This is a genomic window from Lelliottia sp. 7254-16 (assembly GCF_002922995.1).
GTDB classification, from domain to species: domain Bacteria; phylum Pseudomonadota; class Gammaproteobacteria; order Enterobacterales; family Enterobacteriaceae; genus Enterobacter; species Enterobacter jeotgali.
This window is the reverse complement of sequence record NZ_PQVS01000003.1, coordinates 309,108-323,570: the sequence shown is the minus strand read 5'-3', so window position 1 is coordinate 323,570 and position 14,463 is coordinate 309,108. Positions and strand designations below refer to the sequence as shown.

Here is a 14,463-nt window from a genome sequence, read left to right as displayed (position 1 = left end):
CCGTTATCAAATCCCACCTCAGTCGCCTTTAAGGTTCAGGCTTGGGTGTCGCGAATAATAACGAGTCCGGAAAGTCTTTAAAGCGGCATGCCGTGCGGTTAAAGTCCCACTTGCTAGCCGTTTTTTAGCTCAGGCTTTGCTTAACCGCCTCAAATATCATCATCAGTATATCCTGGGGTCCACGTTCATCTTCCTCAAAAATCAGCCAGCCCGTCGTAACGTTAAACACAGTGGCGATATGTTTGAAAACATCTAAAGACGGTTGCGCTTCACCTGCGATTAAACCTCAATCTCACCCGTCGCGAGACGTGGCCGAATGACGTGCAGGAAAGCGAAGCGCACCAGCAACAGCGGCATGGATGGGTCGCCACCAGTTCATTCATTTTCTGCACTTCGCTGCAGTTATGCCAGGTAATCCTTATGTAGCCCTTTATCCGTCACGATGATTTCCCCTTCGCGCGCTTCGATACTCACTTCACTTTCGCCGCTTAAATCCGTCACAAACACCCAGCAAACCCGTAGGTCATGGCTGCGCAAAATCAGATACTCCAGTTCGGACGTCGAGGGGTTGTCCGGTCCTTTGGCCTGAATGACGTGCGCATTGCTGAGCGAAAAACAGCTGATTGTCACGGGTTTATCAGCTTGATAGCGTAAGTCAGTCTGACCGTTCAGCGGCATTTGTGTGGCCTGGTGGACGTAGGGATAACACAAGCTGATCCCGGTTTGCGGCATATCAGGCCGGGATTCACCGCGAATCAGGTAGATCGCATCCACGCACTGGGCATGAGGATTCTCGATATCCCACCTGTCGATCAGCAGGTTTTCCGTAACCTGTACGCTGCGGCGGAAAACGACATCGCGGTAGGATTCCTCATCCCACTCCACGCGCGTTTTGCTGTCGGGCAGGGCGGCCTGGGTTTTCCAGTCCACTTCGGTAATCAGGTGCGTAGCAGCAGGTGTTTCATCATACCGAAGCACGCGCGGGACGGCGGGTGGCTGGTTCAACCCGTTCACGCATAATGTATTGTGTGAAAATGAGTTTTTGTAGTAGCCGTAGTGCAGCGGTGCGCCGTAGCCCGTCGTGCCGAGATCGGGAAACAACGCTTTTCCCTGATTGAAAACCATCAGGTTCAGACGATCGTAATGATCGTGCTCCCCACCGTACGGGCCATGTTTGATGCATACTGCCCGGCCCGGTGCGTTTCGGATCAAGGTAAAACCTGCGCCGGGGTGGTGTTCGCTGGCGGTCGGGGCTTGCAGGGCGTCAGCGGGCAGCGGTTGGCCGTAAAACAACGCGTCGATATGATTGCGCGGCGTGGTGCGATAGAGACAGGAGAGCAACTGCCCGTACACCTCTTTGCCATAATATAAATACGCAAATTCATAGATATCCGCATGGCCGAGCTGCTCCTGGCCGTTTACGCAATCATTCACTTTCGGCAGCGTCATATCTGGTAGCAGGAATTGCATCGGCAGGCTGAGCATCTGCGGATAGAACGGTTGATCCAGCAGGCTAAATTCGCTGTTTTTCGCCAGTTTCTCAAAGGCGAAAAAGGCTTCCAGGGCGTAGTAGTGATAGTGCAGCGAGCCTTCAAACCATAATCCGCCCGGCAGCAGGGCGTTCTCCAGCTGATAACGCAGGCCGTAGGGGCTGTTAACGGCAAACTCCAGATAAGCATTCTCTTCCAGCACGGCGCCAATGATGCCGACGGTGGCACTGATTTTAACCTCATGGTTATGAATCTGATTGCTGCGATGCTGCATCAGAAAATCAGCTCCACAACGCAGCAGGCGCGTAGCAATAAACTCATTCTGTTCGGTCGTGAGCTCAGAACGAATCAGGTCAAACCCACGAGCAAAATCGGCGTGACAATTCGCTTCACAGAGCGTCTGAGCATTGGCTTTTCCAGGACCGTTGTAGGGAATACCGCCGTGTTCCTGATAGTCGGGATAGTACTTAGCATACTGCATCAGAATATCGATCACTTTATCCCGATAGCGTATTTCACCGGTCAGTAGCCAGAGAACGCTAAGCTCGTAGCTTGCTTTCGCATTCAATCCGTTTAGCCAGCGCCACCAGGCGCCGTAGTAGGGTTCGCCGGTAAAAACGGCCTCGTCCACGGGGCAGCGATGTTTGTTGGGCGAGTGCCGGTTCCACAGCAAGCGCACGCTGTGCTCAGGGCAGAAGAAGTAGTGGTTCCAGGTGGCGCATCCGGTTTCGGGCACCAGCGTGTCGTTGTTGATGACGTCGCGGTTGCTCTCAATCAGCCCGGCGAGGATCGCCGGGGTGACATTTTGACGGGCGGCGGTAAGTTGTTCTGCGGTAAATTGTTTCACTGTGCACCTGTACCCGATTATTTCACCAGCGGAGAGCCGGGCATTAAGAAGTTGATATTATCGGCATTCTCTTTGCTCAGAAGGGCGACGCTCTGCGTAAAGGTGGCATCTTTATAGGCTCTCGCCGCAGCCAGCATCGGGCCGGTGGCTTCCTCCGGGGTGTAGTTCAGCTCCGGATACGGCCAGCTGCTGGCCGATTTGCCCATTTGCTCGCTGATGAAGGCAAACGCGCTTTTGGTAGTGCGGCTGTCGAGCTGGAAATTCCACACGTCATTTCCGGTCTGCTCCCCGTAACGCCCCATTCGGCCATAGGCGGCGAGGGCAAAATTCGAATAATGGAAGGAGCGGGTGCGCTCAAGCTCTGCCGTGATTTCACCTTTGCTGTTGATCTGCGAGATCAGATGGCGATGCTTAAAGATCTCAATCTGCTCTGTCGCCTGTTTTTTATCTCCGGTGAAAAGCGAGAACGCGGTAACCTGGGTGTCGTACCAGGCTCCATGATTGTTGTACCAGTTCGATTCTTCATGCCCGTTCTGACTGGTTTTCAGCCAGCGAGTGTAGTCAGCGTACCAGCGCTGATAGCGTTTGAAATCCTGATCCGAAAGTGTTTTCGCGTTGTGTAACAGCACAATGCTGTCGGCGACATCAATCAGTACGCGGGTGTCGATAATGCCGATCCCCCGTCCGTTCACGATGCCTGGAATCGCCTGGGCATAGTTGAGATTCGGGTTCATCCGGGTTTCTTTGTGCAAGAACCAGGTTTGCAGCTGAGCATTCGCCTTTTGCGCATATTTAGGGTCGCCGCTGTAGAACGCCGCCAGGGCCAACGCGCGGATGTCATCGGAAAAATGGGCCATTCTCGCGCTGTCCGTATCATCGGTTTTGGAAGACGGATTGATATTACCGTCGTCGCGCACGTAGGGGAGGTGGTCTTTGGTATCCGGGTTCGGCCACCAGTAAGGGCCAAAACTGTAGTAATCGTGTTTATTGCCGGAGGCCGGGATCAGCTTTTTCTGCGTTACGCTGTACGGAGGATGCAACAGGGCAGCATCGGCTTTTTTCATCAGTGCCTGAATGGCTGGCGTGTAGGTGGCGTCATTCTGGGCGATCTTCGTTTTTATCTCCTGCATCTGCTGGCAGTCGTAAGTCAGGCAGGAATCAGCAGCGGACTGGGCATACAGCGGTGCAGAACACAGCAGGCAAGCGAAGAACAGTGTTTGATATTTCATTGTCGTTTCCTTGTTCAGGCGACAGCAGGTTTGAATGCCGCTGCAGGATTTTTGATGAGCAACCACAGGAACGCAGCGCCAATAAGATCGAAAACACCCAGTCCAATAAAGAAAGCATTGTAGCCAACCACGGCAACCATCGCGCCGAGGAAAAGGCTAAATGCGAAGTTTCCCATGCTGCCGGTGAAGGCTGCAAAGCCAGTGGCAGTTGCGACTTTTTGTTTGGGGAAAAGGTCGGACGACATGCTGATGACGGTGATGGACAAGCACTGATGGGCAAAGCCCGCAATGCAAAACAGCGCGATGGCAGCATAGACGTTTTCGACGTAGCCGACAGCCGCCATCGCCAGCATCAGCAACGCCGCGAAGGAAAAGGTGATGCGTTTAGCATTGATAATGTGAATGCCTCGATTGTTAAGAAACTTCGAGATGTATCCGGCTGCCAGACAGCCTAAATCTGCCGTCAGGAACGGAAGCCAGGCAAACATAGCGATTTCACTCAGATTCATATGACGCACGGTGACGAGATACAGCGGCATCCAGTAGTGCAGGGTTCCCCAGGCCGGGTCAGCCATAAAGCGGGGTAAAGAGATAGCCCACAAATTTTTGTCTTTGATCATCGAGCTGAGGGTCGCTTTTTCCGTCGTCAGGACCAGACCGTTGTCCGCCTGAACTTCGTCATATTCCGCTTTGAGCAGCGCCGGATGGCTTTCCGGCGATCGATAGCACACCAGCCACAAAATGCTCCAAAGAATCCCCATCCCGCCGGTAACCACAAACGACATTTCCCAATTGTAATTAAGGATGGCCCAAACCACGAGCGGCGGGGCGAGCATCGCGCCGAGTGACGTCCCCAGGCTGTAGATCCCGCAGGCCAGCCCTCGCTCTTTTGCCGGGAACCATTCGGCGGTCACTTTCATACCAGCCGGGTTAAATGCCGCTTCGGTTAAACCGAGGCCGCCGCGCAGGCAGGCTATCGGTAACCAACTGCTGAAAAGCGCGGTTAACATGTTGCACAGTGACCACAGCATGGCCAGTATGCTAAAGCTGAAGCGCAAGCCAAACTTATCGATGATGAAACCGCAGGCGATCCCGCCGATGGCGTAGGTAAACGGAAACACTGACACGATCCACGAGTATTGCTCGCTCGAAAGATGCAATGTTTTCATCATTTCCGGGGCAGCAACGCCGAGCGTGCTGCGTGCGAGGTAATTGATAATGGTGCCGAGCATAACGAGTGAAATAATATACCAGCGTAGTTTTTTTATCTTCACGGTGCCTTCCTTGAGTATGTTGAAATTTTGTTGTTTTAAAAATGAAATGCAATTTCAATTAATGCTATTGGAAATATATCTGCCCGTGCTTGATGATGCTCACAGATTTTTAAATACGGTAAAAATTAATTAATATGAAAAATATATAAACACCATGAATTAATTCATTCAAACCATTTATCAAAATGATCTATTTTTCGCTAATATAAAAACAAAACACTATTTCAATAAAAAGTGTGTGGATGATCTTGTTTTTAAAATAATGAGAGTGACCGATTTTAATTAATGAATATTATGCCTCCCTGTGGTTTGGTGTCGGTGTGATAACGCAGTAAATATTGCGTATCTCAGCTTATAAAGTATCAAGGGATGGATTATGCAGAAAAAATGGCAATGGTTATTACTGTCTTGTGTTACAGCGTGTCCGCTTGTTTGTCAGGCACTGACGTTTGACGTCAGAGGCGGCTACAGAGCGGGTAGTCACTCATATGAATCGCGCTATAAGGTCAGCCAGAGCTGGAAGAGTGGCTGGTGGGGAAGTATCGAAACCGATAACAAAAATAATAAAAGTAACGGCAGAGGTGCAAATGGTGGGGATAAATCGGACGGTGCTCATTCATTGGGTGACAGTAAGTCAGATTATAATGAAATAGAGTCTAATTACACGATTCCGTTAACGGAACAATGGAGTTTTCAACCTGGAGGCATTTATCACTGGAGCAGCAATGGTACACAAATCCGGCCCTATTTACGCCTGAATTATAAAATCACTGCCGATTTAAATACAAGTTTACGTTATCGCTATGACTATAATACTTATGAAACGGTAAATGGCAGCGGTGAGTCTCATCGGGATAGCGTTAACCGTCTGGATCTGTATTTGGGTTATAAAATTAATCCACAGTGGAGCGTACTCTATCAGGGAACGATATATAAACATGTTAATGATGATTATAAATATAAGAATGATAAATCATCGGCAACGGAAAATGCCGTTACGCTACGTTATAAATGGAACAGCTGGTTCAGCCCGTATGTGGAATACGATTACCTGGATAAACAGGGTTTTTACGAAGGAGAAGACGGTATCGCCGAGTCGCGTTACCGCATCGGTATGACGTTTACGCTCTAAGCAGCGGCAAAACCTGCCTGGCGGAGCTGCCGGGCAGGAATGCGCGATGAACATCGGTTCTTCTGCCTGCTTGAGTATGCAGCAGCCACCTTCCGCAGTATCAAATCTGTCTAAAATTCACTCGAACAGATTGGCGGACACGTTCCGGTGATCATTTCGTTAACGGTATAGTCACGGCGTGGTGTTAATTAGAAGGTGGTGACGGGTAAAATAAATGTTATTTTTGGCTGAGCTATTGCCGAAATGGAAAAAGAAGTCTAAGCCGCTATCCTTAAATGTTTGTCAGCTTTATAAAGCGAGACGACAAGCAGCGTTAAAAAAAATCACTATTATTTATATCTCATTCCGCATTCGCTAACCATTGCAGTGATCAAATCTACATATCATTAACATTGTATTTACTATGGCTAATGCATTTAAACACCTTTAACAGAATCACGCGTTTTTGATTTAAATCAATGTTTAATGCTTGGAAATGCACCCCAAAAGACGCTAAATTGTCCGCGATCAAATTGGCTGAAAAGGTGTAAATTCGCTATATATTGATCAACGTCGTAAAACGTAAATCTCGTTCAATAAAAACCTGTTTATTGTAAGGGCTTTGCAGCGTATTATATTTGCGGGATCAATTAGAGTTTTTTCTTAACGTATTTGTAACTTTTCATCATGGCTTTTTCCTCTTTTGAAGAATAGGTCACGAAGAAGGGAAACAGATAACTTTGTATTGGGGCATGTGTGTGAACCCTTTCTAAGGGATTCACTCTCGGAGTCTTCATGCGATGAGCAAGGAGTCATGATGTTAGATATAGTCGAACTGTCGCGCTTACAGTTTGCCTTGACCGCGATGTACCACTTCCTTTTTGTGCCACTAACGCTCGGTATGGCGTTCCTGCTGGCCATCATGGAAACGGTCTACGTCCTTTCCGGCAAACAGATTTATAAAGATATGACCAAGTTCTGGGGCAAGTTGTTTGGTATCAACTTTGCGCTGGGCGTGGCGACCGGCCTGACCATGGAGTTCCAGTTCGGGACTAACTGGTCTTACTATTCTCACTACGTTGGGGATATCTTCGGTGCGCCGCTGGCCATTGAAGGTCTGATGGCCTTCTTCCTCGAATCCACCTTTGTAGGTCTGTTCTTCTTCGGTTGGGACCGTCTGGGTAAAGTTCAGCACATGGCAGTGACCTGGCTGGTGGCCTTAGGCTCCAACCTGTCCGCACTGTGGATTCTGGTCGCTAACGGCTGGATGCAGAACCCTATCGCGTCTGATTTCAACTTCGAAACCATGCGTATGGAGATGGTCAGCTTTGCCGAGCTGGTCCTGAACCCGGTTGCTCAGGTGAAATTCGTTCACACTGTGGCCTCGGGTTATGTCTGCGGCGCAATGTTCGTGCTGGGCATCAGCTCCTACTATATGCTGCGCGGTCGTGACTTCGCTTTCGCCAAACGCTCCTTTGCCATCGCGGCAAGCTTCGGTATGGCGGCAATCCTGTCTGTTATTGTTCTGGGTGATGAATCCGGTTACGAAATGGGCGACGTGCAGAAAACCAAACTGGCTGCAATTGAAGCCGAATGGGAAACTCAGCCGGCTCCGGCAGCGTTTACCCTGTTTGGTATTCCTGACCAGGATGCACAGGAAAACCGTTTTGCTATTCAGATCCCTTACGCGCTGGGTATCATCGCCACCCGTTCTGTTGATAAGCAGGTAACGGGCCTGAAAGATCTGATGGTGCAGCACGAAGGACGTATCCGTAACGGTATGAAAGCTTACGCGCTGCTGGAACAGCTGCGTTCAGGCTCGACCGATCAGGCTGTTCGCGATCAGTTCAACGACGTGAAGAAAGACCTGGGTTACGGTTTGCTGCTCAAACGCTATACGCCGAACGTTTCTGATGCGACTGAAGCACAGATTCAGATGGCGACCAAGGATTCTATTCCTCGCGTGGCTCCGCTGTACTTCGCCTTCCGTATCATGGTTGGTTGCGGCATCCTGATGCTGCTGATTATCGCGGCGTCCTTCTGGTCCGTGATTCGTAACCGTATCGGTCAGAAAAAATGGCTGCTGCGTACTGCGATGTACGGTATTCCACTGCCGTGGATTGCTATCGAATCCGGCTGGTTTGTTGCGGAGTATGGCCGTCAGCCTTGGGCGATAGGTGAGGTGCTGCCAACGGCAGTGGCTAACTCGTCGCTGACTGCAGGGGATCTGATTTTCTCCATGCTGCTGATTTGCGGTCTGTACACCCTGTTCCTGGTGGCTGAACTGTTCCTGATGTTCAAGTTCGCACGCCTCGGCCCGAGCAGCCTGAAAACCGGTCGCTATCACTACGAGCAGTCCACTGTGACTACTCAGCCGGCACGCTAAGACAGGAGTCGTCAAATGATCGATTATGAAGTATTGCGTTTTATCTGGTGGCTGCTGGTCGGTATTTTACTGATTGGTTTTGCAGTCACTGACGGTTTCGACATGGGGGTGGGCATGCTCACCCGTTTCCTCGGTCGTAATGACACCGAGCGTCGAATCATGATCAACTCCATCGCCCCGCACTGGGACGGTAACCAGGTGTGGTTAATCACCGCGGGCGGCGCACTGTTTGCCGCCTGGCCGATGGTTTACGCAGCTGCGTTCTCCGGCTTCTATGTCGCGATGATTCTGGTACTGGCGTCCTTGTTCTTCCGTCCGGTCGGTTTTGACTACCGTTCTAAGATTGAAGACACCCGCTGGCGTAACATGTGGGACTGGGGCATCTTCATCGGTAGCTTCGTGCCACCGCTGGTGATCGGCGTAGCGTTCGGCAACTTGTTGCAGGGCGTTCCGTTCCACCTCGATGAATATATGCGTCTGTACTACACCGGTAACTTCTTCCAGCTGCTGAATCCGTTTGGTCTGCTGGCAGGTGTGGTGAGCGTTGCGATGATTATCACTCAGGGTGCGACTTATCTGCAGATGCGTACTGTGGGTGAACTGCATCTGCGTTCCCGCGCAACCGCTCAGGTTGCGGCTCTGGTGACGCTGGTCTGCTTCGCGTTAGCTGGCGTTTGGGTGGTTTACGGTATCGACGGTTATGTTGTGACGTCTGCAATCAACCATGCCGCGCCGTCTAACCCGCTGACCAAAGAAGTGGCGCGTCAGGCTGGTGCATGGCTGGTCAACTTCAACAATACTCCTGCGCTGTGGGCTATCCCGGCTCTGGGCGTGTTGTTGCCGCTGCTGACTGTGCTGACCTCTCGTCTGGAAAAAGGCGCGTGGGCATTCGTATTCTCCTCTCTGACGCTAGCGTGCATCATCCTGACTGCGGGCATTGCGATGTTCCCGTTCGTGATGCCATCCAGCACCATGATGAATGCGAGCCTGACCATGTGGGATGCGACGTCAAGTCAGTTGACGCTTAACCTGATGACGTATGTTGCTTGCGTGTTCGTACCGATTATCCTGCTCTACACCTCCTGGTGTTACTGGAAAATGTTCGGTCGTATCACGAAAGAAGACATCGAAAGCAACACTCATTCCCTGTACTAAGTAAGGAGCTGAATATGTGGTATTTCGCATGGATTTTGGGGACGCTTCTTGCCTGTGCATTTGGTGTCATTACCGCGCTGGCGCTTGAACATATCGAAGCGACCAAAACCGGTGAAGAAAAGCACTGATGATGAATGTTATCGTAAAGCGATATACGACAGCATTCTGGTTGCGTCGAGGCGGCAAGACTGAGAATCCACAGGAGCTGACACAAGTCAGTGACTGGGGTGAGCAGACGCAGCCAACGAAGAGGCAGCCTGAATGATTAAGTATATCTATGCGGTAATGGACAAGCGCCCGCTAAGGGCGCTTTCCTTAGTGATGGCATTGCTGCTGGCAGGCTGCATTTTCTGGGACCCGTCGCGTTTTGCAGCGAAGACCAGTGAACTGGAAATCTGGCATGGTTTCTTGATCATGTGGGCCGTTTGCGCAGGCGTCATTCACGGCGTCGGCTTTCGCCCGAAAGCCATTCACTGGCAAGGTATTTTCTGCCCGTTAATCGCTGATGTAGTGCTTCTCGCAGGACTTGTTTTTTTCTTTAGCTGAATAAGAACTGTCCGTTAATCTTATGGGCTTACCCGAGCCCATAAAAATTTACTCTCCGTTTACTTTCCCCCATTCCAAACCATCATTCCCGCGCGTATAGTAGCGAAGTTTAAAAGCTCTAAACTTTTGTTGCATTACCAGGATGTAAAGTGAATACAACGCTGTTTCGATGGCCGGTCAGGGTCTACTACGAAGATACCGATGCCGGGGGTGTGGTCTACCACGCCAGCTACGTTGCTTTTTATGAACGGGCACGCACTGAGATGCTGCGCCATCATCATTTTAGCCAACAGGTTTTGTTGGCTGAGCGAGTTGCCTTCGTGGTACGCAAGATGACGCTGGAGTATTTTGCACCCGCCAGACTCGACGATATGCTCGAAGTCCAAACGGAAATAACATCAATGCGCGGAACCTCACTGGTTTTCACGCAGCGGATCGTCAACGCAGAGAACACAGTTTTGAACGAAGCAGAAGTTCTGATTGTTTGTGTTGATCCACTCATCATGAAGCCTCGTGCGCTTCCTAAGTCTATTGTCGCGGAGTTTAAGCAGTGACTGACATGAATATCCTTGATTTGTTCCTGAAGGCTAGCCTTCTGGTTAAACTTATCATGTTGATTTTGATTGGTTTTTCAATCGCATCCTGGGCCATCATTATCCAGAGAACCCGTATTCTTAACGCTGCTGGCCGTGAAGCCGAAGCCTTTGAAGACAAGTTCTGGTCGGGTATCGAGCTTTCTCGTTTATATCAAGAAAGCCAGGGACGTCGTGAGAACCTTTCAGGCTCCGAACAAATTTTCTATAGCGGTTTCAAAGAGTTCGCTCGGCTGCATCGTGCTAACAATCATGCACCTGAAGCAGTCGTTGAAGGGGCATCGCGTGCTATGCGCATCTCGATGAACCGTGAACTGGAATCCCTTGAAACGCACATCCCGTTCCTTGGCACGGTAGGTTCTATCAGCCCGTATATCGGTCTGTTTGGTACCGTGTGGGGGATCATGCACGCCTTTATCGCATTGGGTGCGGTTAAACAGGCTACGCTGCAAATGGTTGCACCGGGTATCGCAGAAGCTCTGATCGCGACCGCAATCGGTCTGTTCGCCGCTATTCCGGCGGTTATGGCCTATAACCGACTGAACCAGCGCGTGAACAAACTGGAACTGAACTACGACAACTTCATGGAAGAGTTCACGGCGATTCTGCACCGTCAGGCGTTTACCAGCACCGAGAGTAACAAGGGGTAAACCATGGCCAGAGCGCGTGGACGAAATCGTCGCGAACTTAAGTCCGAAATCAATATCGTACCGCTGCTGGACGTGTTGCTGGTGCTGCTGCTGATCTTTATGGCGACAGCGCCGATCATTACCCAGAGCGTTGAAGTTGATCTGCCGGATGCGACAGAATCACAAGCGGTAAGCAGCAATGACGATCCTCCGGTCATTATTGAGGTTTCCGGCGTGGGGCAATACAGCGTTGTGGTTGAGAAAGATCGTATGGATCAGCTGCCGCCAGAGCAGGTTATTGCTGAAGCGCAGCGCCGCCTGGAGTCAAATCCGAAAACGGTCTTCTTAATCGGTGGCGCCAAAGATGTGCCTTACGATGAAATTATTAAAGCGCTGAACTTGCTACATAGCGCGGGTGTTAAGTCGGTAGGCTTGATGACGCAACCGATCTAATCATCTGCACAGTTTTTGGGAACCGATAGTGTCAAAGGCAACCGAACAAAACGACAAGCTTAAGCGAGCGATAATTGTCTCCGCAGTGCTGCATGTGATTCTTTTTGCAGTGCTGATCTGGAGTTCGTTCGATGAGCACATTGACGCGTCAGCCGGCGGTGGTGGGGGCTCTTCCATCGACGCCGTCATGGTAGATCCCGGCGCGGTAGTGCAAAACTATAATCGTCAGCAACAGCAGCAGGCGAGTGCAAAACGAGCTGAAGAGCAGCGTGACAAACAGGCGCAACAGCAAGCCGAGGAACTGCGTGAAAAACAGGCCGCGGAGCAAGAGCGTTTGAAGCAGCTCGAGAAAGAACGTTTGCAGGCGCAAGAAGCGGCGAAAGAGCAGGCGGATCAGCAGAAACAGGCTGAAGCTGCCGCTCAAAAAGCGCAAGAGCAGCAAAAGCAGGCAGAAGAGGCGGCAGCAAAATCCGCAGCGGATGCCAAAGCGAAGGCTGATGCTCAGGCAAAACAAGCCGCTGACGCAGCGAAGAAAGCCGCAGCTGATGCACAAAAAGTCGCTGAAGCCGAAGCCGTGAAGAAAGCGGCTGCTGACGCAGAGAAAAAAGCACAAGCAGAAGCGGCGAAGAAAGCGGCCGCTGATGCACAGAAGAAAGCTGAAGCAGAAACCGCGAAGAAAGCAGCTCAGGAGGCGGAGAAGAAAGCCGCTGCCGATGCTGCGAAGAAAGCGGCTGCAGCAGAGAAGGCCGCGGCTGAAAAAGCCGCCGCTGCTGAGAAGGCTGCGGCCGACAAAAAAGCCGCTGCCGCAGAAAAAGCCGCTGCAGATAAGAAAGCTGCTGCCGATAAAGCAGCAGCCGCCAAAGCTGCCGCGGCCAAAAAAGCCGCCTCGGAGAAAGCTTCAGCATCAGATGTTGACGACCTTTTCGGTGACCTGAGTTCAGGTAAGAATGCACCGAAAACGGGCGGCGGGGCGAAAGGAAGTAACGCGTCGCCTGCAGGAAGTGGTAACACTAAGAATAACGGCGCTTCAGGCGCTGAAATCAATGGCTATGCCTCGCAGATTAAATCAGCGATTGAAAGTCGATTTTATGATGCTTCATCTTATGCCGGTAAAACGTGTACGCTGCGGATAAAACTGGCACCGGATGGCATGTTACTTGATATTCAGTCCGAAGGTGGCGATCCGGCCCTGTGTACTGCTGCGCTAGCAGCGGCACGTCAGGCGAAGATGCCAAAACCACCTTCGCAAGCCGTCTATGAAGTCTTTAAAAATGCGCCGCTGGACTTTAAACCTTAAGTCACAATTTCTCCGTGCAAACGGGGAAAAATAGACCAGGTTTAGTCACAGGGTTCTGGTAGTTTTGTCTATTTGAGTTTGTTAACATTCTGCTAAATTATCGTGGGTAAGGTTACCCAGATAAGGGAGATATGATGAAGCAGGCATTACGTGTTGCAGTAAGTTTCTTTATGCTGTGGGCAGCTGTGCTGCACGCAGAGGTACGCATTGAGATCACCCAAGGGGTGGACTCCGCGCGTCCAATTGGCGTTGTTCCGTTCCAGTGGGCAGGCCCTGGCGCTGCACCTGAAGATGTTGGCGGCATTGTTGCGGCTGACTTGCGTAACAGCGGCAAATTCAATCCATTAGATCGTTCTCGTCTGCCGCAGCAGCCGGGTACCGCTCAGGAAGTTCAGCCTGCTGCCTGGTCTGCACTGGGTATTGATGCCGTGGTTGTGGGTCAGGTGACTCCGAATCCGGACGGTGGCTACACCGTGGCGTATCAACTGGTAGATACTGGTGGCGCGCCAGGTACCGTTCTGGCGCAGAACTCGTATAAAGTGAATAAGCAGTGGCTTCGCTACGCGGGTCACACTGCGAGTGATGAAGTGTTCGAGAAGCTGACCGGTATTAAAGGTGCCTTCCGTACCCGTATCGCTTATGTTGTTCAGACTAACGGCGGCCAGTTCCCGTATGAACTGCGCGTGTCTGACTACGATGGTTATAACCAGTTCACCGTACACCGTTCACCGCAGCCGCTGATGTCTCCGGCATGGTCACCGGATGGTTCTAAACTGGCTTACGTGACCTTCGAAAGTGGTCGTTCAGCACTGGTTATCCAGACGCTGTCCAACGGCGCTGTGCGTCAGGTGGCTTCGTTCCCACGTCACAACGGTGCGCCTGCATTCTCACCGGATGGTTCTAAACTGGCATTTGCTCTGTCTAAAACAGGCAGCCTGAACCTCTACGTGATGGATATCGGTTCCGGCCAGATCCGTCAGGTGACTGATGGTCGTAGCAACAACACTGAACCAACCTGGTTCCCGGACAGCCAGAATCTGGCGTTCACGTCTGACCAGGCGGGCCGCCCACAGGTATACAAAGTCAATGTGAATGGCGGTGCACCGCAGCGCATCACCTGGGAAGGTTCACAAAACCAGGATTCTGACGTAAGCAGTGATGGTAAATTTATGGTAATGGTCAGTTCTGCTGGTGGTCAGCAGCACATTGCCAAACAAGATCTGGTAACGGGTGGCGTGCAAGTTTTATCGTCAACGTTCCTGGATGAAACGCCAAGTCTGGCACCTAACGGCACGATGGTAATCTACAGCTCTTCTCAGGGGATGGGATCTGTGCTGAATCTGGTTTCTACAGATGGGCGTTTCAAAGCGCGTATTCCGGCAACTGATGGACAGGTAAAATCACCTGCCTGGTCGCCGTATCTGTAAATAATAATTAATTGATTACTAAAGGA

General features: G+C 51.1%; 13 protein-coding genes. 10 read left to right on the top strand and 3 right to left on the bottom strand.

Going from position 1 to position 14,463, the window contains the following annotated elements; all coding sequences use genetic code 11:
- Window positions 1-402 precede the first annotated feature (402 nt).
- Genes C3708_RS06435 through C3708_RS06425 form a run of 3 tightly spaced genes read right to left on the bottom strand, consistent with a single transcriptional unit; the run spans window position 403 to window position 4,840 of the window.
- Window positions 403-2,337, bottom strand: coding sequence for a heparinase II/III family protein (locus C3708_RS06435; protein ID WP_103948785.1), 1,935 nt, complete (start codon window positions 2,335-2,337; stop codon window positions 403-405).
- Between the two features lie 17 nt (window positions 2,338-2,354).
- Window positions 2,355-3,566: an alginate lyase family protein gene (locus C3708_RS06430; RefSeq protein WP_103948784.1), complete on the bottom strand. Its 1,212-nt coding sequence runs from the start codon at window positions 3,564-3,566 to the stop codon at window positions 2,355-2,357.
- A 14-nt stretch (window positions 3,567-3,580) separates the two neighbouring features.
- A complete protein-coding gene (locus tag C3708_RS06425) occupies window positions 3,581-4,840 on the bottom strand; it encodes an MFS transporter (RefSeq protein ID WP_199184152.1) in 1,260 nt (419 codons plus the stop codon).
- Window positions 4,841-5,216: 376 nt separating this feature from the next.
- Here C3708_RS06425 and C3708_RS06420 point away from each other — a divergent pair, with 376 nt between their 5' ends.
- From C3708_RS06420 to tolB, 10 genes are all read left to right on the top strand, one after another.
- Window positions 5,217-5,972 carry an oligogalacturonate-specific porin KdgM family protein gene (locus C3708_RS06420; RefSeq protein WP_095281277.1) on the top strand — a complete coding sequence of 252 codons (756 nt, stop codon included), beginning with the start codon at window positions 5,217-5,219 and terminating at the stop codon, window positions 5,970-5,972.
- Between the two features lie 796 nt (window positions 5,973-6,768).
- The gene (gene cydA, locus C3708_RS06415; protein WP_095281278.1) at window positions 6,769-8,337 is read left to right on the top strand and encodes a cytochrome ubiquinol oxidase subunit I; all 1,569 of its coding nucleotides are present in this window, start codon (window positions 6,769-6,771) and stop codon (window positions 8,335-8,337) included.
- 15 nt (window positions 8,338-8,352) lie between these two features.
- Window positions 8,353-9,492 (top strand): cytochrome d ubiquinol oxidase subunit II, encoded by a 1,140-nt coding sequence (cydB, locus tag C3708_RS06410; protein ID WP_095281279.1) that lies wholly within the window; start codon window positions 8,353-8,355, stop codon window positions 9,490-9,492.
- Between the two features lie 14 nt (window positions 9,493-9,506).
- Complete coding sequence (cydX, locus tag C3708_RS06405) at window positions 9,507-9,620, top strand: cytochrome bd-I oxidase subunit CydX (RefSeq protein WP_095281280.1); 114 nt, start codon at window positions 9,507-9,509, stop codon at window positions 9,618-9,620.
- A gap of 133 nt (window positions 9,621-9,753) precedes the next feature.
- Entirely contained in the window at window positions 9,754-10,038 is a 285-nt protein-coding gene (gene ybgE, locus C3708_RS06395) for a cyd operon protein YbgE (protein WP_095281282.1), read from the top strand.
- Between the two features lie 149 nt (window positions 10,039-10,187).
- Entirely contained in the window at window positions 10,188-10,592 is a 405-nt protein-coding gene (gene ybgC / locus C3708_RS06390) for a tol-pal system-associated acyl-CoA thioesterase (RefSeq protein ID WP_032617092.1), read from the top strand.
- Window positions 10,589-11,281 carry a Tol-Pal system protein TolQ gene (tolQ, locus tag C3708_RS06385; protein WP_095281283.1) on the top strand — a complete coding sequence of 231 codons (693 nt, stop codon included), beginning with the start codon at window positions 10,589-10,591 and terminating at the stop codon, window positions 11,279-11,281. The genes ybgC and tolQ overlap by 4 nt, the downstream gene beginning before the upstream one ends.
- Window positions 11,282-11,284: 3 nt before the next feature.
- Window positions 11,285-11,713, top strand: a complete 429-nt coding sequence (gene tolR, locus C3708_RS06380; protein WP_095281284.1) for a colicin uptake protein TolR — start codon at window positions 11,285-11,287, stop codon at window positions 11,711-11,713.
- 28 nt (window positions 11,714-11,741) lie between these two features.
- On the top strand, window positions 11,742-13,010 hold the full coding sequence (gene tolA, locus C3708_RS06375) for a cell envelope integrity protein TolA (RefSeq protein WP_095281285.1): 1,269 nt from the start codon (window positions 11,742-11,744) through the stop codon (window positions 13,008-13,010).
- Between the two features lie 134 nt (window positions 13,011-13,144).
- Window positions 13,145-14,437 carry a Tol-Pal system beta propeller repeat protein TolB gene (tolB, locus tag C3708_RS06370; RefSeq protein WP_095281286.1) on the top strand — a complete coding sequence of 431 codons (1,293 nt, stop codon included), beginning with the start codon at window positions 13,145-13,147 and terminating at the stop codon, window positions 14,435-14,437.
- Window positions 14,438-14,463 lie beyond the last annotated feature (26 nt).

What these genes read in the sequence shown, in the direction of transcription:
- cydA (WP_095281278.1), top strand. Translation starts at nt 6,769, where the DNA reads ATGTTAGATATAGTCGAACTGTCGCGCTTACAGTTTGCCTTGACCGCG.
- tolB (WP_095281286.1), top strand. Translation starts at nt 13,145, where the DNA reads ATGAAGCAGGCATTACGTGTTGCAGTAAGTTTCTTTATGCTGTGGGCA.
- C3708_RS06420 (WP_095281277.1), top strand. Translation starts at nt 5,217, where the DNA reads ATGCAGAAAAAATGGCAATGGTTATTACTGTCTTGTGTTACAGCGTGT.
- C3708_RS06430 (WP_103948784.1), bottom strand. Translation starts at nt 3,566, where the DNA reads ATGAAATATCAAACACTGTTCTTCGCTTGCCTGCTGTGTTCTGCACCG.
- tolR (WP_095281284.1), top strand. Translation starts at nt 11,285, where the DNA reads ATGGCCAGAGCGCGTGGACGAAATCGTCGCGAACTTAAGTCCGAAATC.
- cydB (WP_095281279.1), top strand. Translation starts at nt 8,353, where the DNA reads ATGATCGATTATGAAGTATTGCGTTTTATCTGGTGGCTGCTGGTCGGT.
- ybgE (WP_095281282.1), top strand. Translation starts at nt 9,754, where the DNA reads ATGATTAAGTATATCTATGCGGTAATGGACAAGCGCCCGCTAAGGGCG.
- cydX (WP_095281280.1), top strand. Translation starts at nt 9,507, where the DNA reads ATGTGGTATTTCGCATGGATTTTGGGGACGCTTCTTGCCTGTGCATTT.